This window comes from Bradyrhizobium sp. USDA 4506, assembly GCF_054058795.1.
In genome coordinates this window covers 6612847-6634169 of record NZ_JBSSBM010000002.1, presented here as the reverse complement: position 1 = coordinate 6634169, position 21323 = coordinate 6612847, and the positions used below count along the sequence as shown (strand labels likewise).

At 64.6% G+C, this 21323-nt stretch carries 18 protein-coding genes; 10 read left to right on the top strand and 8 right to left on the bottom strand.

What is annotated here, in order from left to right; translation table 11 throughout:
- Complete coding sequence (locus tag ACVIHF_RS33390; RefSeq protein WP_456793199.1) at positions 1–1560, bottom strand: caspase family protein; 1560 nt, start codon at positions 1558–1560, stop codon at positions 1–3.
- Between the two features lie 387 nt (positions 1561–1947).
- Here ACVIHF_RS33390 and ACVIHF_RS33385 point away from each other — a divergent pair, with 387 nt between their 5' ends.
- Together ACVIHF_RS33385 and ACVIHF_RS33380 are read left to right on the top strand one after the other, a co-directional pair.
- On the top strand, positions 1948–2754 hold the full coding sequence (locus ACVIHF_RS33385) for an N-acyl homoserine lactonase family protein (protein ID WP_253638350.1): 807 nt from the start codon (positions 1948–1950) through the stop codon (positions 2752–2754).
- A complete protein-coding gene (locus tag ACVIHF_RS33380; protein WP_456794145.1) occupies positions 2739–3710 on the top strand; it encodes an NAD(P)-dependent oxidoreductase in 972 nt (323 codons plus the stop codon). The genes ACVIHF_RS33385 and ACVIHF_RS33380 overlap by 16 nt, the downstream gene beginning before the upstream one ends.
- 238 nt (positions 3711–3948) lie before the next feature.
- Here ACVIHF_RS33380 and ACVIHF_RS33375 read toward each other — a convergent pair whose 3' ends face one another.
- A complete protein-coding gene (locus ACVIHF_RS33375) occupies positions 3949–4509 on the bottom strand; it encodes a MarR family winged helix-turn-helix transcriptional regulator (protein ID WP_375167041.1) in 561 nt (186 codons plus the stop codon).
- 169 nt (positions 4510–4678) lie between these two features.
- On the opposite strand from ACVIHF_RS33375, the gene ACVIHF_RS33370 reads away from it, so the two are divergent.
- From ACVIHF_RS33370 to fahA, 5 genes are all read left to right on the top strand, one after another.
- The gene (locus ACVIHF_RS33370) at positions 4679–6307 is read left to right on the top strand and encodes an FAD-dependent oxidoreductase (protein ID WP_456793198.1); all 1629 of its coding nucleotides are present in this window, start codon (positions 4679–4681) and stop codon (positions 6305–6307) included.
- 9 nt (positions 6308–6316) lie between these two features.
- Positions 6317–6544 (top strand): DUF2783 domain-containing protein, encoded by a 228-nt coding sequence (locus ACVIHF_RS33365; protein ID WP_050401747.1) that lies wholly within the window; start codon positions 6317–6319, stop codon positions 6542–6544.
- A 231-nt stretch (positions 6545–6775) separates the two neighbouring features.
- Positions 6776–7729 (top strand): MBL fold metallo-hydrolase, encoded by a 954-nt coding sequence (locus ACVIHF_RS33360; protein WP_057021112.1) that lies wholly within the window; start codon positions 6776–6778, stop codon positions 7727–7729.
- Positions 7730–7731: 2 nt separating this feature from the next.
- Positions 7732–9078: a homogentisate 1,2-dioxygenase gene (gene hmgA, locus ACVIHF_RS33355; RefSeq protein WP_456793197.1), complete on the top strand. Its 1347-nt coding sequence runs from the start codon at positions 7732–7734 to the stop codon at positions 9076–9078.
- A 126-nt stretch (positions 9079–9204) separates the two neighbouring features.
- On the top strand, positions 9205–10476 hold the full coding sequence (gene fahA, locus ACVIHF_RS33350; protein WP_253605321.1) for a fumarylacetoacetase: 1272 nt from the start codon (positions 9205–9207) through the stop codon (positions 10474–10476).
- Positions 10477–10576: 100 nt separating this feature from the next.
- Here fahA and ACVIHF_RS33345 read toward each other — a convergent pair whose 3' ends face one another.
- Both ACVIHF_RS33345 and ACVIHF_RS33340 read right to left on the bottom strand, forming a co-directional pair.
- A complete protein-coding gene (locus ACVIHF_RS33345; protein ID WP_028335203.1) occupies positions 10577–10888 on the bottom strand; it encodes a DUF1272 domain-containing protein in 312 nt (103 codons plus the stop codon).
- Between the two features lie 81 nt (positions 10889–10969).
- Positions 10970–11446 (bottom strand): Lrp/AsnC family transcriptional regulator, encoded by a 477-nt coding sequence (locus tag ACVIHF_RS33340; RefSeq protein ID WP_456793196.1) that lies wholly within the window; start codon positions 11444–11446, stop codon positions 10970–10972.
- Positions 11447–11569: 123 nt separating this feature from the next.
- Between ACVIHF_RS33340 and hppD the strand changes: the two genes are divergently transcribed.
- Entirely contained in the window at positions 11570–12688 is a 1119-nt protein-coding gene (gene hppD, locus ACVIHF_RS33335; protein ID WP_456793195.1) for a 4-hydroxyphenylpyruvate dioxygenase, read from the top strand.
- A 165-nt stretch (positions 12689–12853) separates the two neighbouring features.
- Here hppD and ACVIHF_RS33330 read toward each other — a convergent pair whose 3' ends face one another.
- The 4 genes from ACVIHF_RS33330 to ACVIHF_RS33315 form a co-directional block, all read right to left on the bottom strand.
- Positions 12854–13966, bottom strand: coding sequence for a CaiB/BaiF CoA transferase family protein (locus ACVIHF_RS33330; RefSeq protein ID WP_456793194.1), 1113 nt, complete (start codon positions 13964–13966; stop codon positions 12854–12856).
- Positions 13967–14199: 233 nt separating this feature from the next.
- Complete coding sequence (locus ACVIHF_RS33325) at positions 14200–15000, bottom strand: FAD binding domain-containing protein (RefSeq protein WP_456793193.1); 801 nt, start codon at positions 14998–15000, stop codon at positions 14200–14202.
- A gap of 13 nt (positions 15001–15013) precedes the next feature.
- Positions 15014–17353 carry a xanthine dehydrogenase family protein molybdopterin-binding subunit gene (locus tag ACVIHF_RS33320; protein ID WP_076834783.1) on the bottom strand — a complete coding sequence of 780 codons (2340 nt, stop codon included), beginning with the start codon at positions 17351–17353 and terminating at the stop codon, positions 15014–15016.
- 89 nt (positions 17354–17442) lie between these two features.
- Positions 17443–17928: a (2Fe-2S)-binding protein gene (locus ACVIHF_RS33315; RefSeq protein WP_028335209.1), complete on the bottom strand. Its 486-nt coding sequence runs from the start codon at positions 17926–17928 to the stop codon at positions 17443–17445.
- Between the two features lie 404 nt (positions 17929–18332).
- On the opposite strand from ACVIHF_RS33315, the gene ACVIHF_RS33310 reads away from it, so the two are divergent.
- Both ACVIHF_RS33310 and ACVIHF_RS33305 read left to right on the top strand, forming a co-directional pair.
- A complete protein-coding gene (locus ACVIHF_RS33310) occupies positions 18333–20048 on the top strand; it encodes a PQQ-dependent dehydrogenase, methanol/ethanol family (protein ID WP_225643218.1) in 1716 nt (571 codons plus the stop codon).
- Positions 20049–20074: 26 nt separating this feature from the next.
- Positions 20075–21280: a c-type cytochrome gene (locus ACVIHF_RS33305; protein ID WP_456794144.1), complete on the top strand. Its 1206-nt coding sequence runs from the start codon at positions 20075–20077 to the stop codon at positions 21278–21280.
- Positions 21281–21323 lie beyond the last annotated feature (43 nt).

Here is a 21323-nt window from a genome sequence, read left to right as displayed (position 1 = left end):
TCACTGCACGCCGTAGTCGGCGAATTCCTTGACGATGTTCGGGTCCATCGCCTTGGCGTTGGCGATGTCGAGATCGCCCTCCGCGACCGCGCCGTTGCGCTGCTTGGCGAGCCCGCGCCCATAGAGCGACGAGGTCAGCCGCGGGTTGATCTTCAGCGCGGCGTCGAAATCGGCGATCGCGTTCTTGTTCTGCCCGCCCTTCAGGTTCATCAGCCCGCGGCTGTCGAGCGCATCGACGAAGTTCGGACGCAGCCGCAGCGCCTCGTTGCAGTCCTTCAGCGCCGCCTGCAGGTCGCCGATCACGGTGCGGACCCAGCAGCGGTTGTTATAGGCCTCGACATCCTTCGGGTTCAGCCGCAGCGAATTGGTGAAGTCCTTCACCGCAAGGTCGTAGGCCCCCTTGCTGGCATAGACCTGGCCGCGGCGATACAGCGCCGCTGCGTCATCGGGATTCTTGTCCAGCTTTTCGCTCAGGCTCTTGATCGTCGGATCATCGGCGAGCACGGGCGAATTGCTCGGCGCCGGCGTGGGCTGGATCACCACCGGCGGCGGAGCGGCGGGCGGCGGCAGCGCGATCTCGGGCGCCTTGGGCTGGGGTGGCGGTGCAGTCGGCGCTGCCGCAACCGGAGGCGTCGGCGGCGCCGGTGATGGTGTCGGCACTGTTGTCGCAGGTGGCGTCGGGGTTGCCGCAGGCGGTGTCGGCGTTGCGGCGGGCGGAGCCGGCGGAGGCGCGACCGGCGGTGCCGTTGCCACCTCGGGTGACGGCGACGCGGCGGGTGCCGGCGCGGCGTTCGACGGCCCGCCTGCGCCGGCCGGAATGAACGAGAAATCCTCGGCCAGTGACGACGAGATCCACGGCACCTGTTCCTGCCGCGAGGCCCGGGTGACGCCGACGCGGGTGCGGTTCAGCGTTTCCTCGGCCATCAGGTCGGGGGTGCGGATCTCCTTCAGGAGTTCCCGCACGAACAGGCTGTGGTCGTTGCCATTGTCGGAGACGACGGACGACAGCGCGGCCGAATACATCACCAATGTACCGTTCGGCGCGATCACCGGGGCGAGCCCTGCCGAAAAGCTGCGGAAGCGCCGCTCGAACGGGTTGCGCCGCGAGGCGTCGATCAAGGCGATCTTCACCCCGGCGCCACGGCTGTTGATTTCCCCGAGCACGGTCTCGAGGCTGAAGCCGTCGCGGCGTACGTCCGCCTCGGCCCAGATCTGCGCATCGATCGGGATCATGTAGCTCTGCCGGTTCGACTGGATGCCGTAACCGGAGAAGAAGATCAGGGCGACCGAGCCCGGCTTGATCTTGCCGTAGAGCCGGTCGAACGCGCGGCGCATGCCGTCGCCGGTCAGGTTCTCCCCGACCTCGACGGTAAAGCCGTCGCGCTTCAGCTCGTCGGCGACGTCACGGGCGTCGTTGACCGGCTCCTTCAGCGGTGCGTCGGCGTCGGGATATTTGGCGTTGCCGATCACCAGCGCGAAACGGTCGCCGGCGGCAAAGGACAAAGTGGGCGCCGCGATTGAAAAAATCAGCGTGGCGAGCAAGGCAAGGCGGATTTTCATAATCGCAGCAAATCCAGATCGCGGCATTCCAGTGAAATGGCGCCGCTTCCAGCCTGCGCCTCGGGAACCTTACTCTAGCGAAAATCCATTATCAAACCACGGCCAAGCCCCCGTCAACGGCTTGCGGCAGCATCGTTTATCGCGGTGATACCAGCCAGACCGCAGTGCAGCAGCATGCGGTCATGGCGGCCATCGTCATCCGGCACGGTGCTGGTTCCTGCGGGCCGATAACGTGCCTGCACTCACGAAGGCTGTCGCCACCCTGTCATGCGCTCGTCGCACGCCGCACGGTTTGACCTTTGCGCGAGGCGATGGCTTTGTGTTCGGGACGGCAAGCCATTCAAAGACAAGCCGTTCAAACAGGCCTTGCAAACAAGAGCGAAACCGATGGGAAACGCCTACGAGATCTACGCCCTGCGCTATGCGACGATGTCGCCGCGCACGCCCCACCTCAACTTCCTGGTGCCCGATCCGCACGATACCACCGCGCAGGACCTGGATTATTTCGTCTGGGTGGTGCGTGGCCATGGCCGCGACATCCTGGTCGACACCGGCTTCAACGCCGAGGAGGCCAAGGCGCGCGCCCGCAAGCTGACGCTCAACCCGGTCGACGCGCTGGCCGGCTTCGGCGTCAGTGCCGACAGCATCAAGGACGTCGTCGTCACCCACCTGCATTACGACCATGCCGGCAATCTGGATCGCTTTCCGAACGCCAAATTCCATCTGCAGGAACGCGAGATGAGCTACGCGACCGGCCGCTGCATGTGCAACGGCATGCTGCGCCATCCGTTCTCCATCGAGCACGTCACGCAGATGGTGCGCCACGTCTATGGCGAGCGCGTCACCTTCCACTCCGGCGACGGCGAGATCGCACCCGGCGTCACCGTGCATCGCGTCGGCGGCCATTCCGACGGCCTGCAGGTGGTACGCATCGAGACCGCGCGCGGCCCGGTCGTGCTGGCGTCGGATGCCGCGCATTATTATGCGAACCTGCACAAGCGCAGCCCGTTCCCGATCGTCTACAATGTCGGCGACATGGCGCAGGGCTGGGAGACCGTCGAGCGGCTCGCCGGTCATCCGGACCGTTTCATTCCCGGTCACGATCCGATCGTCAGCGAGATCTATCCGCGCGCCAGCGACAAGGTCGACGCGTTCGCGCTGCATCTGGCGCCGTCGCGATCGTTCGCGAAATAGCCTCGCCGGTTGGGCGAGGCACGTCTGCAGCACGTCAAGAAACGTCAAAAAGAAGCGATATGACTGACACCAAGACGACTGACACCAAGACTCTCGGGTTCATCGGCCTCGGCGTGATGGGTGAGCCGATTTGCCGCAACCTGGTCAAGAAGAGCGGCAAGCGCGTTGTCGTGTTCGACCTCTCGGCCGAACCGCTGCAGCGGTTGCGCGCCGACGGTGCCGAGGTTGCCGCGTCGGTCGCCGACGTCATCAAGCAGAGCGATGTGCTGTTCCTCTGCTTGCCGAGCGCCAGGCACGTGCGCGCGGTGTTCGACGGCGACGGCATCTTGAAGAACACGAGAAGCGGCCAGATCGTGGTCGATCTCGGCACGTCTTCAGTCAGCCAGACCCGCGATTTCGCCGCGCAGTTGCAGGCCAAGGGCGCGGCGTGGGTCGACGCACCGATCGCGCGCACGCGGCAGGCGGCGCAGGACGGCACGCTCAGCGTGATGGTCGGCGCGGTGCCGGCGCTTTATGCCGCGATCGAGCCCTTGATCCGCTGCTTCGCCACCGATGTCACCAATTGCGGTGACGTCGGCGCCGGGCAGGTGACCAAGATCCTCAACAACATGGTGCTGTTCGAGACCGTGAACGCGCTGGCCGAGGCCGTTGCAGTGGCGAAGCACAATGGCGTCGATCCGAAGCTCTTGCTTGAGACACTGTCGAAGGGCTCGGCCGACAGCTTTGCGCTGCGCAACCATGGCATGAAGGCGATCGTGCCCGGCGTGTTTCCCGAGCGCGCATTCTCGACCGAATATGCGCTGAAGGATCTGTCCTACGCGCTGGAGCTCGCCGCCGATACCGGCATCAAGATCCGCGGTGCGGAGCTGATCGGCACGGTGCTGCAGGAAGCGATCGACAAAGGATCGAAGGACAATTATTTCCCTGTCATCGCGACACATATCGACAGGGCGTAACGGCACCGTCATTGCGAGGAGCGTAGCGACGAAGCAATCCATCGTCCCACATGCTGGGATGTATGGATTGCTTCGCTTCGTTCGCAATGACGATCGAGGGGGCCGCGCACAAAATTCCATCACCGTCACCCTGAGGAGCGCGCTCTTGCGCGCGTCTCGAAGGGTCGACGGCCACCAGCCGGGCCGTGCATCCTTCGAGACGCGCTGCGCGCTCCTCAGGATGACGGGTTGAGTGAGCCTAATACACGTCCTTGGCGTCGGCCTCTTCGCTGGTCTGCACCAGTTCGAGGCTGTTCTCGACCTTGCCGAGCAAGCGGCCGAGGTCGCGGCGTTCCTGTGCGGAGAGGCAGGACAAGATCTCCTGTTCCTTGCGCAGCAGGCGCGGGATCAGTTCCTCGTAGAGCGCCTGGCCCGTTTTGGTCAGTCGCAGGCGGAATTCGCGGCGGTCGTCGGCGTTCTCGACGCGCTCGACGATCTCGCGCTCCATCAGCGCCGACACCGCGCGGCTGATGGTGGATTTATGGGTGCGCGTGCAGTGCGCGATGTACTGCGCGCTGCAGGGATCGCTGCGGAAGCCGAGCGTTGCGAGCACGCGCCACTCCGGAATGTCGAGGCCGTAGCGCGCCTGATATTCGCTCGACAGCGCCGAGGACACCTCGGCCGCCAGCCGGTTCAGGCGGAACGGCATGAAATGGAAGAGATCGAGGCGCTTCTTGGTCGGCGCGATAGTGTCGCGCAGCTCCGCTTCCACGGCACTGCGCGGCCGGGCTGGAGGCTGGCTTGCAGAGGTCCGTGCCAAAAATCCCTCCAATTTGAGTTGACGGCAGCCCCGACTGGGGGTTTAAGATAGTTGCAAGTGAGACTAATTTAGCAAGGTCGCGGCCGGCTCGCAAGGTCCCGGTCGCAAGCCGGTCACACAGAACCGCAGCCAGAGGCCGCGGCGCAAGGGAAACATCCAGGGTCACGCAATGGCACACGCCAACACGGCACAGGCCAAAACCCAGTTCGGCTATCGCCGTCACCCCGACCAGGAGCGCTCGGGTGCCAACGTCGCGGAGCATCCCGTCGTCGTGGTCGGCGCCGGGCCGGTGGGACTGTCGCTCGCGATCGATCTCGCGCAGCGCGGCCAGCGCGTGGTGCTGCTCGACGATGCCGACCGGATCGGCGAAGGCTCGCGCGCGATCTGCTTCTCGAAGCGCTCGCTTGAGTTCTGGGATCGCCTCGGGGTCGGCGACCGCATGGTCGAGAAAGGCGTGGTGTGGAGCGTAGGCAAGATCTTCCACGGCGCCTCGCAACTCTATCAGTTCAATCTGCTTCCCGAGGAGGGCCACAAGCGGCCCGCCTTCATCAATCTGCAGCAGTTCTACGCCGAGGCCTATCTGGTCGACCGGGTCGGGCAACTGCCTGAAATCGACCTGCGCTGGCGCAACAAGGTGATCGCGCTGGAGAGCCGCAACGATGGCGTCGCGCTGACGATTGCTACACCTGAAGGCTCCTATCAAGTGCACGCTTCCTTTGTCGTCGCCTGCGATGGCGCCCGTTCCTCGCTGCGGCAGATGGTCGGCGCGGAGTTCGCAGGCCAGGTGTTCGAGGACCAGTTCCTGATCGCCGACGTCAAGATGACGGCGGCGTTCCCGACCGAGCGCTGGTTCTGGTTCGATCCGCCGTTCCATGCCGGACGCTCGGCGCTGCTGCACAAGCAGCCGGACGATATCTGGCGGATCGACCTGCAGCTCAATCCGGATGCCGATCCGGTGGCCGAGAAGCAGCCCGAGAATGTCCGGCCGCGGATCGAGCGCATGCTCGGCCATGACAAGTTCGAGTTCGAATGGATCTCGCTCTACAAGTTCCAGTGTCGCCGGATGGCCAAGTTCATCCACGGCCGGGTGATCTTTGCCGGTGATTCCGCCCACCAGGTCTCGCCGTTCGGCGCGCGCGGCGCCAATTCCGGGCTCGAGGACGCCGAGAATTTGGCGTGGAAGCTCGACCGCGTGCTGCGCCGGCTGTCGCCGGAGGGCTTGCTGGAGAGCTATCACATCGAGCGCAGCGCGGCGGCGGACGAGAACATCCGCGAGTCGACCCGCTCGACCGACTTCATGGCGCCGGTGACGAAACAGGAAGCGCGGCTGCGCCAGGCCGTGCTGTCGCTCGCCAAGGATACCGAGTTCGGCAAGCGCATGGTCAATGGCGGGCGGCTGTCGGTGCCGTCGGTCTACGATACGCCGCTGTCGAGCGGCGATCGCGATGATTGGCGCGGCGGCCCGCGGCCGGGCTCTTCGATGCCGGATGCGCCGGTGACGGAGCAGGGCGGGGGTTCCACCTACCTGACCGACGTTTTCATCAGGCAGGGAACGCGTTTCACGCTGCTGGAGTTTGGCAATGGCGCGGTTGCCGATGTGCCCGATGGCGTCGGTAGCATCCGGGTCGGCGGCGAGGATGGGTTGGTCGACGCGCAGGGCCTTGCCGGCAGGCGCTACGATGCCGAGCCCGGCACTGCCTATCTGCTGCGGCCGGACGGCTATGTCGCCGCACGCTTCCGCAACGCGTCACGGCCGGCGCTCGATGCTGCGCTGGCACGCGCAGCCGGCCTGAACTGAGGAGCAGTCATGGCGCTGTCGACCAGTTCGAATTTCGCAAAGCCCGATGACGCCTTCCGCGCCATCGTCGAGGCCCATCGCGGCCTCACCGAGGCGCAGAGCGCCGATCTCGATGCTGCGCTGGTTCTGGTGCTCGCCAACCATATCGGCGATCTCGACGTGCTGCGCGAGGCGATCGCGCTGGCGAAGCGGCGGATGCTTGATGCAAGCCAGCAGCAACAGCAGCAACAACAATAGTTACGAGCTGAATCAGGATGGATCTTTATCAAGTCGCGCAGCAGCCTCCGCCTCACCTCGCCCCGCTTGCGGGGAGAGGTCGGAACGCATCGTCAGATGCGTTCCGGGTGAGGGGGAGCTTCCGCAGACACATCTGTCGCCGTGTATGCGGAGACAGCCCCTCACCCCAACCCTCTCCCCGTAAGAACGGGGAGAGGGGGCGAATGCTCTTGAACGGACAGGATTGAACTGATGGCCAAAGGTTTCGCATCGACCACGGATCTTTCGGAGAAGAAGGTCACCTTCTCCGAGATCGGCACCGATCTCTATGCCTTCACTGCCGAGGGCGATCCCAACACCGCCGTGATCGTCGGCGACGACGGCTGCCTGGTGTTCGACGCGCAGGCGACGCCGGCGATGGCCAACAAGGTGATCGAGCGGGTCAAGACCGTCACCGACAAGCCGATCAAATATGTCGTGCTGTCGCACTATCATGCGGTGCGTGTGCTCGGTGCCTCCGCCTATCACGCGCAAGGCATCGTCGCCTCGCAGGAAACCTATCGCCTGATCGAGGAGCGCGGCCAGCAGGATTGGGATTCCGAATATGGCCGCTTCCCGCGGCTGTTCCAGGATGCCGCGAGCATCCCCGGCCTGACCTGGCCGACGCTGACCTTTGAAGGCGAGATGTCGATCTATCTCGGCAAGCGCGAGGTGCGGCTGATGCAGCTCGGCGCCGGCCATACCTCGGGCGACATCGTCGCCTGGGTGCCGGATGCCGAGGTGATGTTCTCCGGCGATCTGATTGAATATCACTCGGCCTGCTATTGCGGCGATGCGCATTTGCGCGAATGGCCAACGACCCTGAACGAGATCCGCGCCTTCAATCCGAAGGCGATCGCGCCGGGCCGCGGCGACGCGCTGAAGGGGCTTGCCACCGGGCGCGATGCGATCGCGATGACGCGCGATTTCGTCACCACGCTCTACGGCGCCGCCGAATCCTCCGTCGCCAAGGGCCGCAGCCTGAAGGAATCGATGGCGGCGACGCGCGAGGTGATGGATCCGAAGTTCTCGAAGTTTGCGATCTACGAGCACTGCCTGCCGTTCAACGTTTCGCGCGCCTATGACGAGGCGTCGGGGATCGACGATCCCGTGATCTGGACCGACAAGCGCGACCAGGAAATGTGGGCCGCCCTGCAAGGAGGATAGCGATGAACATCAATACCTCGCCTGATCAGATCGTCCGCAGCTCAGGGCAAGTCACCCCGGGCTACATGTCCGGCTTCGGCAACAGCTTTGAGACCGAGGCCTTGCCCGGCGCGCTGCCGATGGGGCGCAATTCGCCGCAGCGCTGCGCCTATGGGCTTTATGCCGAGCAATTGTCCGGCTCGCCGTTCACGGCGCCGCGCGGCACCAACGAGCGCTCGTGGCTCTATCGCATCCGCCCGTCGGTGCGGCACTCCGGCCGCTTCGCCAAGACAGATAGCGGGCTGTGGCGCACCGCGCCGTGCCACGAATACGACATGCCGATCGCACAGTTGCGCTGGGACCCCGCGCCGATCCCGAAGGAGGACATGACCTTCCTGCAGGGCGTGCGGACCATGACCACGGCGGGTGATGCCAACACCCAGGCCGGCATGGCCGCACACATCTATCTCATCACCAAATCGATGGTCGATCAGCATTTCTACAATGCCGATGGCGAGATGATGTTCGTGCTGCAGCAGGGCAATCTGCGTTTCGTCACCGAGTTCGGCCGGATCGACGCCGAGCCGGGCGAGATCGTGGTGATCCCGCGCGGCGTCAAATTCCGCGTCGAAATTCCCGGCGGCCCGGCGCGCGGCTATCTCTGCGAGAATTACGGCGGCGCGTTCACGCTGCCGGAGCGCGGCCCGATCGGCGCCAACTGCCTCGCCAATTCGCGCGACTTCCTGACACCGGTCGCGAGCTACGAGGACAAGGACACGCCGACCGAGCTCTACGTGAAATGGGGCGGCTCGCTGTTCAAGACCACGCTGCCGCATTCGCCGATCGACGTGGTCGCCTGGCACGGCAATTACGCGCCTTACAAATACGATCTGCGTACCTTCTCGCCGGTCGGCGCGATCGCCTTCGATCATCCCGATCCCTCGATCTTCACGGTGCTGACCTCGCCGTCGGAGACCGCGGGCACCGCGAATATCGACTTCGTGATCTTCCCGGAGCGCTGGATGGTGGCCGACAACACCTTCCGCCCGCCGTGGTACCACATGAACATCATGTCGGAGTTCATGGGCCTGATCTACGGCGTCTACGATGCCAAGCCGCAGGGCTTCGTGCCCGGCGGCATCAGCCTGCACAATTGCATGCTGCCGCACGGCCCCGACCACGAAGCCTTCGAGCACGCCAGCAACAGCGAGCTGAAGCCGGTGAAGCTGACCGGCACGATGGCCTTCATGTTCGAGACCCGCTTCCCGCAGCGCGTGACCGAACATGCGGCGAAGTCGTCGACGCTGCAGGACGATTACGCAGATTGCTGGAAGGGCTTGGAGAAGAAGTTCGACCCGAACAAGCCGTGAATTTGTGTCCCTCGTCATCGCCGGGCTTGACCCGGCGATCCATCGCGCTTTCCGAAGATGGATGCCCGGGTCAAGCCCGGGCATGACAGCTTTCTGAGCATGACGACTTTCTGATTGGAGGAATCAGTGCCCCATCCCAACGACCCAACGCTCCGCTCCTTCATCGACGTCGCACCGACCTCCGACTTCCCGATCCAGAACCTGCCTTACGGCGTGTTCTCGTCGAAGGATGGCCTTGCGCCGCGCGTTGGCGTTGCGATCGGCGATTATGTGCTCGACCTCTGGGAGCTCGAGCAGGACTCGCGGCTCGATGTCGGGCCGCTCGGCGTGTTCTCGCAGCCGTCGCTCAACGCCTTCATGGCGCTCGGGCCGAAAGTGTGGTCGGCGACGCGGGCGCGGATCAGCGAGCTGCTCCGCTCGGATCATCCGGAGCTGCGCGACAACAGGGAATTGCGGGCGCGGGCGCTGGTGCCGATGGCCGACGTCAGGCTGCACATGCCGTTTGCGGTCTCGGGCTACACCGATTTCTATTCGTCGAAGGAGCACGCCACCAATGTCGGCGTCATGTTCCGCGGCAAGGACAATGCGCTGCAGCCGAACTGGCTGCATATGCCGATCGGCTACAACGGCCGCGCCTCGACGGTGGTCGTGTCGGGCAGCAAAGTGCGCCGCCCCCGCGGCCAGCTGAAGCCGCCGACCGCTGAGGTGCCGAGCTTCGGCGCCTGCAAGCGGCTCGACTTCGAGCTCGAGATGGGCGTGGTCGTCGGCCAGGCCTCGCCGATGGGCGAGATGCTGACGGAGAAGCAGGCCGAGGAGATGATCTTCGGCTTCGTCATCCTCAACGACTGGAGCGCGCGCGACATCCAGCAGTGGGAGTATGTGCCGCTCGGCCCGTTCCAGGCCAAGGCGTTCGCGACCTCGATCAGCCCGTGGGTGGTGACGCGCGAGGCGCTCGAGCCGTTCCGCATGCAGGGCCCGGCGCAGCAGCCGGAGCCGCTGGCGTACCTCAAGCAGACCCAGCCGAACAATTACGACATGCAGCTCGACGTCGCGCTGCGCGCCGGTGCGATGAACGAGGCGAAGACAATCTGCAGCACCAACTTCAAATACATGTACTGGTCGTCGGTGCAGCAGCTCGTGCACCATGCCTCGAGCGGCTGCGCGATGAATGTCGGCGATCTCCTCGGCAGCGGCACGATCTCCGGCCCCGAAAAGCACCAGCGCGGCAGTCTCCTGGAAATCAGCTGGAACGGCACCGAGCCGGTCGAACTTGCCAGCGGCGTGACGCGGTCGTTCCTGGAGGACGGCGATTCGCTGGTCATGCGCGGCTGGTGCCAGGGCGACGGCTATCGCGTCGGCTTCGGCGAGGTCGAAGGCACGATCATCGCGGCGGAGTAGCTCGCGCTGTCATTCTGGGGCGATGCGTAGCCATCGAGCCCGGAATCTCGAGATTCCGGGTATGGTCCTTCGGACCATCCCGGAATGACGGGTGGGCCAGCTACCGTTCCTCGGGCCTGACATCCCTCAAGCGCGCCGTATTCGCCGCGACGTCCTCGAGGCTGTACTTCAAATGCACCCGCTTGTCCGACGGCGGCTGGTTGACCGTGCAGACACCCGGCCGCCACGGCTTGGCCGGGCGGATCGGCCGCGGCGCAAAACCGCCGCCGCAGTTCGGGCAGACATTGCCGAGCCTGGTCTCGGCGCAATCCGCACAGAACGTGCATTCATAGGAGCAGATCCGCGCGTCGGTTGCGCTCGGTGGCAGGTCCTTGTCGCAATATTCGCAGTTCGGTCGCAGCTGCAGCGCCATGGTTCGTCTCTCTTGCCGTTGCCGGAATGATCGCAAGTGGTGCCGCAAAAGCGAATGGCGGATTTCCCTCGATTTACGCCATCACGCCTGAAGCGACTTCAGCGGCAGCCTGGTGTTCTCCTTCAGGCGGTCGAGCACGATCGAGGAGCGCACATGGGCCACGCTCTGGTGCGGCATCAGCACGTTGTTGACGATCTCGGACAGGCTCTTGAGGTCGCGCAGCATCACCTTGAGCACGTAGTCGGCATCCCCGGTCAGCGCATAGGCCTCCTGGATATCATCGACCCGGTTGACCAGTTCGCGAAACCGCTTGGCGTTGTCGGGCGAGTGGGTCGCAAGCGTGATGTGGATGAAGGCGATCAGGCCGAAGCCGAGCGCCTCGCCGGCGAGATCGGCGTGGTAGCCGGCGATGACCTTCTCTTCCTCCAGCCGCATCCGCCGCCGCGAGCATTGCGAGGCGGAGAGCCCGACGAGGTCAGCCAGCTGCTGGTTGGTCAGCCGGCCATCGTCCTGCAGCGCCGCGAGCATTTTCAGGTCGAAAGCGTCCACTTCAGGCATGCGCAGAATGTCCATTTCATGCACGGATCGTGCGCGATACTAGCAAATCAAGGGTCATTTTGCACGCACGTTGTGCAGCAAATGACGGAAACTGATCCCCAGACAAATCAGGGAGTTGCCGCCATGGGTCCGTTTCCGCACGATGCGCCGCCGGCCGAAATCAGCACTGAGAACCCGATGGGCACCGACGGCTTCGAGTTCGTCGAATACGCCCATCCGAATCCGGCGGAGCTGCACGCCCTGTTCAAGCTGACGGGCTTCGTCGCGGTCGCCCGCCACCGGACCAAGCAGATCACGGTCTATCGCCAGGGCGACATCAACTATCTCGTCAATGAGGAGCCGGGCAGCCACGGCTTCAACTTCGTCGCCGCGCACGGTCCCTGCGCCCCGTCGATGGCGTTCCGCGTCGTCGACGCCAAGCATGCCTATGAGCGCGCGATCGCGCTCGGCGCGGAGCCGGCGGATGTCTCGCCCGCAGCGAAGACGCTTGATGTGCCCGCGATCAAGGGCATCGGCGGCAGCCTGCTTTATTTCGTCGACCGCTACGGCGCCAAGGGTTCGGCCTATGATGCCGAGTTCGAGTGGCTCGGCGCGGCCAACCCGCGCCCGGCCGGGTCGGGGCTTTATTACATCGATCACCTCACCCATAACGTCCATCGCGGCCGGATGGATGTCTGGACCGGCTTCTATGCAAAACTGTTCAACTTCCGTCAGATCCGTTTCTTCGACATCGAGGGCCGCGCATCCGGCCTGTTCTCCCGTGCGCTGACCAGTCCGGACGGCAAGATCCGGATTCCGATCAACGAGGACGCCGGCGATTCCGGTCAGATCGAGGAATATCTCAACGTCTACCGCGGCGAGGGCATCCAGCACATCGCCTGCGGCGCGCGCGATATCCACGCGACGGTCGAGAGGTTGCGCGCCGACGGCCTGCCGTTCATGCCGTCGCCGCCCGATACCTATTTCGAGCGGATCGACGCCCGCCTGCCCAAGCATGGCGAGGACGTCGCCCGGCTCAGGACCAACGGCATCCTGATCGACGGCGAGGGCGTGGTCGACGGCGGCCAGACCAAGGTGCTGCTGCAGATCTTCTCGGCCAACGCGATCGGGCCGATCTTCTTCGAGTTCATCCAGCGCAAGGGTGACGACGGCTTCGGCGAAGGCAACTTCAAGGCGCTGTTCGAATCGATCGAGGAAGACCAGATCCGCCGCGGCGTGCTGAAGGTCGATCACGCGGCGTAGGCCTTGGAGGGGAGCGCGTTCGCTCAAAACTCTCAGTCGTCGTCCCGGCGAAGGCCGGGACCCATAACCACCGAGTCTAGTTGTAGAAGGGATAGCGGCCCCAACGTCGCACAATAGCCGGCATTTGGGGTAATGGGTCCCGGCCTTCGCCGGGACGACGGTGAATTACTTCCCCGCCTTCCACGCGTTGGTCACATCCCCGATATTCGCGAGCTCCGGCTCGCGGATTGCCGATGGCGTGCGCGAGAAACGCGGCGCGGGGGCGGGCTGGGTGACGCCGTGGCGGTCGACGAACACCTGGCGTGCGGCCATGTGCGGATGCTTCGGCGCTTCCTCCATGGTCAGGATCGGCGCGAAGCAGATATCGGTGCCTTCCATGATCTGGCACCAGTCCGCGCGCGACTTGCTCTTGAACACCCGGGTCAGCTTCTCCTTCAGCGCCGGCCAGGCTTTGCGGTCCATCTGCGCGTCGAAGTCGGCGTCGGTCAGGTCGGCATGCTTGCGCAGCAGCGCGTAGAACTGCGGCTCGATCGAGCCGATCGAGATGAAGTTGCCGCAGGAGCATTCGTAGACGCCGTAGAAATGCGCGCCGCCGTCGAGGAAATTCTGGTCGCGGCCGCCGCTCCAGCGGCCCTGCGCTGCCATGTCGTAGAACATCGACATCAGCGAGGCCGCGCCGTCGCACATCGCGGTATCGACCACCTGGCCCTTGCCGGACTTCTGCGCTTCCAGCAGCGCTGCGAGCACGCCGACCACGAGGTAGAGCGCGCCGCCGCCGAAATCGCCGACCAGGTTGAGCGGCGGCACCGGCTTTTCCTTGGTGCCGATCGCAGCCAGCGCGCCCGTGATCGAGATGTAGTTGATGTCATGGCCGGCGGCATTCGCCAGCGGGCCCTCCTGGCCCCAGCCGGTCATGCGGCCATAGACCAGCTTGGGATTGCGCGCGAGCACGACATCGGGGCCGAGGCCGAGGCGCTCCATCACGCCGGGACGAAAGCCCTCGATCAGCGCGTCGGCATGGCCGAGCAGGTCGAGCACTTCGGCAATCGCCGCCTTGTTCTTGAGGTCGAGCTCAATGACCTTGCGGCCGCGGGTTGCGACCGCCTTCAGATTCTTGCCAGCGCCGATCCGATCCAGGGTGATGACCTCGGCGCCCATATCGGCGAGCAGCATGCAGGCGAACGGGCCGGGACCGATGCCGGCGAATTCGACGATGCGGAAGCCGGCGAGCGAGCCCGAGGTGCGGGCGGCGGTCTGGGAGGCAGGTTTATCGAGCACGTTGTTCTTCCGTTGGTTGCGGGGCGCTAGGCGGCTGAGATGTCACGGCTGGCTTGGTTGCCGAACTTCATGCGTTCTCCCAGCCGTCCGTGGGACGGTATTTTTAATTAGCTGATTAGCTAAATTGTCTCGCCTAATGGGGGATGTGGCAAGCACCTTTTGTCCTGTGCCGCCGGTAAAACGCGAACGGCGCGCATCGCTGCGCGCCGTTGCAGACTTGTGTTTAGACGCTATCAGCCCGCGGCGACGACCGCCCGCTGTCCCATCACCTTCACCAAATTGGCGCGGTAATCCGCCGAGCCGTGGATGTCGGCGAGCAGGCCGCTCGCCGGGATCGTGACGTTGTCGAGCGCCGAGGTCGCCCAGTTCGCCTTCAGCGCCTGCTCGATCGGCGCGACCCGCATGACGCCGCTCTGCGACGCGCCGGTGGCGGTGGCGCGGACGTCGCCCGACTTGGTCTTGGCGACGAACACGCCGGTCAGTGCGAAGCGCGAGGCGGGGTTCGGGAATTTCGCGTAGCCCGCCTTGGCCGGGATCGGGAACGACACCGCGGTGATGATCTCGCCATCCTCGAGCGCCGTCGTGAACAGGCCCTTGAAGAAATCATCCGCCGCGATCGACCGCTTGTTGGTCTTGACCGTTGCGCCGAGCGCCAGCACCGCCGCCGGATAATCCGCCGCCGGGTCGTTGTTGGCGAGCGAGCCGCCGATCGTGCCGCGATAGCGCACGGCGGGATCGCCGATCATCGAGGCCAGATTGGCGAGCGCCGGGATCGCCTTCTGCACCGCGTCGCTTTGCGCCACATCGTAATGCGGAGTCGCGGCCTTGATGGTGACCGTGTCGCCCGACACCTCGATGCCGATCATCTCCTGCACCTTGGAGAGGTCGATCACGTCGGAAGGCGCGGCAAGACGCTGCTTCATCACCGGAAGCAGGGTTTGTCCGCCGGCGAGGAATTTTGATTCCGCGCCTTTGGCGAAGGTTGCGGCGGCGTCAGCGACCGAGGAAGCGCGGTGATAATTTGTCTCGTACATGGCTCTTCCTCCCTCAACCGTGAATGGCGTGCCAGACGCGATCGGGCGTCGCCGGCATTTCCAGCTTGTTGTTGCCGATCGCGTCCGTGATCGCATTGATCACGGCAGCCGAGGCGCCGATCGCGCCGGCTTCGCCGCAGCCCTTGACGCCGAGCGGGTTGCCCGGACACAGCGTCGTGGTGTGGGAGAGCTGGAACGAGGGCAGGTCGTCGGCCCGCGGCATGGTGTAGTCCATGAAGGACGCGGTCATGAGCTGACCGGTGCCGTCATAGACCACACCTTCGAGCAGTGCCTGGCCGATGCCCTGCGCAAGGCCGCCGTGGACCTGGCCTTCGACGATCATCGGGTTGATCAGCCGGCCGAAGTCGTCGGCCGCCACGAAGTTGACGAAGGAGGTCTTGCCGGTGCCCGGATCGACCTCGAGCTCGCAGATATAGGCGCCGGCCGGGAAGGTGAAGTTGGTCGGGTCGTAGAACGCCGTCTCCTTCAGGCCGGGCTCCATGCCGTCAGGCAAATTATGCGCGGTGTAGGCGGCGAGCGCGACCATCGGCAGCGCGATCGACTTGTCGGTGCCGGTGACCTTGAACTCGCCGTTCTCGATCACGATGTCGCTCTCGGACGCCTCGAGCGCATGCGCCGCGATCTTCTTGGCCTTGGCCTCGACCTTCTCCATCGCCTTCACGATCGCCGTACCGCCGACCGCGAGCGAGCGCGAGCCGTAGGTACCCATGCCGAACTGCACCTTGTCGGTGTCGCCATGGACGATCGAGACCTGGCTGATCGGCACGCCGAGCCGCTCCGCGATGATCTGGCAGAACGTCGTTTCGTGACCCTGGCCGTGGCTGTGCGAACCGGTGAGCACCTCGATGGTGCCGACCGGGTTGACGCGGATCTCCGCCGATTCCCACAGGCCAACGCCGGCGCCGAGGCTGCCGACCGCCTTCGACGGCGCGATACCGCAGGCCTCGATGTAGCAGGAGATGCCGATGCCGCGCAGCTTGCCGTCGGCTTTCGCCTTGGCCTTGCGGGCCGGGAAGCCGGCATAGTCGATCGCCTTCATCGCAGCATCGATCGAGGCGTGGAAGTCGCCGATATCATACGCCATGATTACAGGCGTCTGATACGGGAACTGGGTGATGAAGTTCTTCTTGCGCAGCTCGGTCGGATCGACCTTCAACTGCCGCGCCGCCGTCTCCATCATGCGCTCGATCAGAAAACTGGCCTCGGGGCGGCCGGCGCCGCGGTAGGCGTCGACCGGCGTGGTGTTGGTGTAGACGCCGATCACCTCGGCATAGATCGCCGGAATCACGTACTGGCCCGACAGCAGCGTCGCGTAGAGATAGGTCGGGACGGCCGAGGAGAACAGCGACATATAGGCGCCGAAATTGGCGTGGGTCTTCACCCGCAGGCCAAGGATCTTGTTGTCCTTGTCGAACGCCAACTCCGCCTTCGAGACATGGTCGCGGCCATGCGCGTCGGTGAGGAAGGCTTCCGAACGGTCGCCGGTCCACTTCACCGGGCGGCCCACCTTCTTCGAGGCCCACAGAGCCACCATCTCTTCGGGATAGATGTAGATCTTGGAGCCGAAGCCGCCGCCGACGTCGGGCGCGATCACGCGCAGCTTGTGCTCGGGCGCGATGTTGTAGAACGCCGACAGCACGAGGCGGGCGACGTGCGGATTCTGCGACGTCGTGTAGAGCGTGTAGTGCTCTTCGGCCTGGTCGTAATGCGCGATCGCCGCGCGCGGCTCCATCGCGTTCGGCACCAGGCGGTTATTGGTGAGGTCGAGCGTCACCACATTGGCCGCCTTGCTGAAGGCATCCTTGACCGCGGCTTCGTCGCCGAGATGCCAGTCATATACGATGTTGCCGGGAGCTTCGGGATGAAGCTGCGCGGCGCCCGGCTTGATCGCGGCCTTGATGTCAGGCACCGCGGGAAGTTCTTCGTAATCGACGACGACCGCTTCGGCGGCGTCCCTGGCCTGGTTCTTGGTCTCGGCGATCACGACCGCGACGGCCTGCCCGACAAAGCGCACGGTCTCCGGCGCCATCGCCGGCCACGCGCCCATTTTCATCGGTGAGCCGTCCTTCGAGGTGATGGCCCAGCCGCAGATCAAATTGCCGACCTTGTCGTCGACGATCTGCTGTCCGGTCAGCACCGCGATCACGCCGGGCATCTTCATGGCCTCGGCGGAATCGATGCCCTTGACCTTGGCATGGGCATGCGGGCTGCGGATGAAGTGAGCGTAGCTCATGCCGACCATTTTGACGTCGTCGACGTAACGTCCTTGTCCGGTGATGAACCGGCGATCTTCCTTGCGCACGACACGTGCGCCAATTCCTTCAACACCCATTGTCTAGTCCTCCCGACCGGAGATTCGATTTGCCGCCGTTTCCATCGAGACGGCGGTGGTGAGCTTGATCGTGTGCGGTGCGTGGCGCGCTATTCGGCGGCCTGCGCAACCTTCATGCGGCCGGCTGCGTCGAGCACCGCCTTGACGATGTTGTGGTAGCCGGTGCAGCGGCAGATATTGCCCTCGAGCTCGTGGCGAACCGTTTCCTCATCGAGCTTGCCACCATGGCGGTGCACGATGTCGACAGCGGACATGATCATGCCGGGGGTGCAATAGCCGCACTGCAGGCCGTGATTGTCGCGGAACGCCGCCTGCATCGGGTGCAGCTCGTCGCCCTTGGCGAGGCCTTCGATCGTGGTGACGTTGCAGCCCGCCGCCTGGCCGGCCAGCATGGTGCAGGATTTGACCGCCCGTCCATCGACATGGACGACGCAGGCGCCGCATTGGCTGGTATCGCAGCCGACATGGGTGCCGGTGAGGTTCAGGTTTTCGCGCAAGAGGTGCACGAGGAGGGTTCGGTCCTCAACGTCGACCGAGACCGCCTTGCCGTTTACCGTCAGTTTGACTGTAGACACGCGTTTCTCCCAATAGCTTCGTTATGGGCCCAGTAGACCACGCTTCATGTGGGTCGTAACCGCGATCAAAGTCGTAGTCGCGGCCCTGTCATGAAGGCGCCGGGCAGTGCCTGCGATCCTAGCAGGCAGCCGTTCAATGGGCAATTTGCAAGCAGCCGGCGGCGCACTCCGGCGCGACGAAATTGCCCGGCAGCGCAAGCGGTTTTCGGCAAACTGACGGTGCTCGCCGCACGCCAAAATCGTCGCCGCGATCGCTACTACCTTCCGCCTATAACGACGCAAGGGCGTTGCTGTCATTTTCATCGCCGACGCAGCGGCAGAAGATCGCTGGTTGATGAAATTCGGTAGCGATCCGCGCCCGCGATGCATCCATCGCGGCAACAAAATCATATTGGAGGAAGCCAATGAAGCTGAGGAGCGGGATTTTCTTTGCCGGCGTGTCGCTGGTCGCCATGGTGCTGGCAGGCATTGGTGCGTCGAAAGCCAATGATTCCGTCGTGAAGGCGGCGTCCGATCCCAATGGATGGGCGATCGCCGGCCACGACTACGGCAATACGCGCTTCAGCCCGTTGAAGCAGATCAATTCCGAGAATGCCGGCAAGCTGCAGCTGGTCTATTCGCTGTCGCTGGCTTCGCTCCGCTCCAACGAGTCCTCGCCGGTCGTGATCGGCAAGAACCTGTATGTGTCGACCTCGTGGGGCCCGAAATATGTCTATGCGATCGATGCCGCGACCGGCGCGCGCAAATGGACCTGGCAGCCCGATATTCCGGATGACGTGCTTCAATACGCCTGCTGCGACGTCAACAATCGCGGCGTGTCCTATGCCGACGGCAAAATCTTCGTCGGCCGGCTCGACGGCAAGCTGACCGCGCTCGACGCCGAGACCGGCAAGGAGCTCTGGACCTCGACGGTGGTCGACTACAAGCAGGGCTCGGTCATCACCTCGCCGCCGCTCGTCGTCCGCGACAAGGTCATCACCGGTTTCGGCGGCGGCGAATATGGCGTCCGCGGCGCGTTGCAGGCGTTCTCGCTCAAGGACGGCAAGCTGCTCTGGCAGACCTACACGGTGCCGGCGCCGGGCGAGCCCGGCAGCGACACCTGGAAGGGCGACACCGGGCTGCATGGCGGCGGCGCCGCCTGGCTGGTCGGCTCCTACGATGCCAAGTCCGACACGGTCTACTGGGGTACCAGCAATCCGGGGCCGTGGAATACCGCGGTGCGCTCCACCGGCGACGGCAATTTCGGCAAGCTGACCAACCTCTACACGGCCTCGACGCTGGCGATCGATCCCAACACCGGCAAGATCAAGTGGCACATCCAGGGCACGCCGGCCGACGCCTGGGACTATGACGGTGTCAACGAGCTGCTGCTCGCCGACCTCAAGATCAAGGGCACCGAGACGCCCGTGCTGATGAAGGCGGACCGCAACGGCTTCTTCTTCGTGGCCAACCGCGAGACCGGCAAGGTGATCTCCGCGGAGAAATACGTCTTCGCCAACTGGGCCAAGAAGTGGGACGTCAACACGATGCGGGCGGAAGAGGATCCGGACAAGCGTCCGGGCCCGGGCCATCCCGCCAAGGACATCTGCCCGAACCTGATCGGCGGCAAGAACTGGCAGCCGATGTCGTTCAACCCGCAGACCGGCCTCGTCTACATCCCGAGCAACAATGTCTGCATGGACTGGTCGGTCTCTGACGTGAACTACAAGCGCGGCGTGTTCTATCTTGGCGCCGAATTCCCGACCAAGCCGGGCCCCGGCGGCTTCCTCGGCGAGCTCGTGGCCTGGGATCCGATCGCCAACAAGAAGGTGTGGAGCATCAAGGAAGACCTGCCCTTCAACGGCGGCACGCTGACGACCGGCGGCAATTTGGTGTTCTCCGGCAACCTGCATGGCGACTTCCGCGCCATCGATGCCAAGAACGGCAAGGTGCTGTGGAGCAAGAATCTCGGCAGCGGCATCGGTGCAGGTCCAGTGACCTATTCGGTCGACGGCAAGCAGTATGTCGCGATCGTGGTCGGACGCACCGCGGCGCTGCCGGCCTTCCTCGGTGACATCGGCAAGAAGATGGTCGCCGCGGCGCCCGAAGGCGGCTCGCTGTTCGTGTTCGCCCTGCAGTAACGATCGTCAAGGAGGCAGCATTGCCCGTGTCTTGCATCGCCCGAAACGAACTGCGCACCCCCTCGCGCAACACGCGGTTGGAACATGCAATCCGGACCGTGCTGCTCTCCGCCCTGCTCATGGTGCCGGCCCTGGCGGCCGGCGCCGACGAGACAAAGCCGCCGCTGCGGCTCTGCGCCGATCCGAGCAACCTGCCTTTCTCGAGCGACGACCCGGGCAAGCCCGGCCTCTATCTCGAGATCGGCCAGGCGGTGGCGCAGAAGCTCGGCCGCACGGTGAGCACCAACTGGTACAAGTCCTATTTCGGCAAGCGCACGGTGCGGGAGACGTTGCTCAGCAAACAGTGCGACGCCATGGTCGGCCTGCCGCTGATCGACGATTTCATGGGCCCGGCGGTGATCTTCTCGAAGCCGATCGCCCATGAGGGCTATGCGCTGGTCGGCAGCAAGGATCGCAAGCTTGCCGGCATCGACGACCTCAGGGGATTGCGGGTTGCGGTGCAGTATCAATCGACGCCGCAGAACCTGCTCGCGCTGCGCGACGACATCCGGAAGGTCACCGTGCTCAGCCCGGAGGAGGGCATGGCGGCGCTCGAACAGGGCAAGGTCGACATCGCCTTCATCTGGGCGCCGGTGGCGGGTTGGCTCAACAAGACCAGCTACGGCGACAAATATCAGATCGTGTCGACCGAGGGCGACGGCCTGCTCTGTGCGACCGCGATCGGTTTCGCCAAGGCGTCCGGCGCGCTGCGCGATGAAGTCGACGGCGTGCTGCCGGGGCTGCAGGGGGAGATTGCCGCCCTGTTTGCCAAATATGGCGTGCCGAACAGCGCACCGGTGAAGTTCGGCGAGGCCGACCGCGCGACGACGTCGTCCGTCGGCGCCAGCGAGACCGTCACGGTCGGGCAGGCGGCCGCGGCGGCCGAGAAACCGGTTCAGACCGCCGCGACCGCCGGCGACGCCAAGGGGGATGCCACCGCCGGGCGGGAGGTCTTCAACGGAACCTGCGCGCATTGCCACGGCCCGGACGCGGTGCAAGCCGAGCGAAAGATCGATCTCAGGCTGCTCAAGAAGCGCTATGCTGACGACATGGAATCGACATTCTGGAAGACGGTCCATGACGGGCGGCCGGCCAAGGGCATGCCGGCCTGGAAGGACGTCTTCAGCGACGACGAGCTCAGAAACGTATATGTCTATCTGCAGAGCGTGCAGGATACCGGCGGATCGAACTAGAAGCTGCGGTTCGCAAGAGGAGCGTTTTCGAGCGAAGTGGATA

What these genes read in the sequence shown, in the direction of transcription:
- ACVIHF_RS33390 (WP_456793199.1), bottom strand. Translation starts at nt 1,560, where the DNA reads ATGAAAATCCGCCTTGCCTTGCTCGCCACGCTGATTTTTTCAATCGCG.
- ACVIHF_RS33385 (WP_253638350.1), top strand. Translation starts at nt 1,948, where the DNA reads ATGGGAAACGCCTACGAGATCTACGCCCTGCGCTATGCGACGATGTCG.
- ACVIHF_RS33370 (WP_456793198.1), top strand. Translation starts at nt 4,679, where the DNA reads ATGGCACACGCCAACACGGCACAGGCCAAAACCCAGTTCGGCTATCGC.
- ACVIHF_RS33365 (WP_050401747.1), top strand. Translation starts at nt 6,317, where the DNA reads ATGGCGCTGTCGACCAGTTCGAATTTCGCAAAGCCCGATGACGCCTTC.
- ACVIHF_RS33360 (WP_057021112.1), top strand. Translation starts at nt 6,776, where the DNA reads ATGGCCAAAGGTTTCGCATCGACCACGGATCTTTCGGAGAAGAAGGTC.
- hmgA (WP_456793197.1), top strand. Translation starts at nt 7,732, where the DNA reads ATGAACATCAATACCTCGCCTGATCAGATCGTCCGCAGCTCAGGGCAA.
- ACVIHF_RS33345 (WP_028335203.1), bottom strand. Translation starts at nt 10,888, where the DNA reads ATGGCGCTGCAGCTGCGACCGAACTGCGAATATTGCGACAAGGACCTG.
- ACVIHF_RS33340 (WP_456793196.1), bottom strand. Translation starts at nt 11,446, where the DNA reads ATGCCTGAAGTGGACGCTTTCGACCTGAAAATGCTCGCGGCGCTGCAG.
- hppD (WP_456793195.1), top strand. Translation starts at nt 11,570, where the DNA reads ATGGGTCCGTTTCCGCACGATGCGCCGCCGGCCGAAATCAGCACTGAG.
- ACVIHF_RS33325 (WP_456793193.1), bottom strand. Translation starts at nt 15,000, where the DNA reads ATGTACGAGACAAATTATCACCGCGCTTCCTCGGTCGCTGACGCCGCC.
- ACVIHF_RS33320 (WP_076834783.1), bottom strand. Translation starts at nt 17,353, where the DNA reads ATGGGTGTTGAAGGAATTGGCGCACGTGTCGTGCGCAAGGAAGATCGC.
- ACVIHF_RS33310 (WP_225643218.1), top strand. Translation starts at nt 18,333, where the DNA reads ATGAAGCTGAGGAGCGGGATTTTCTTTGCCGGCGTGTCGCTGGTCGCC.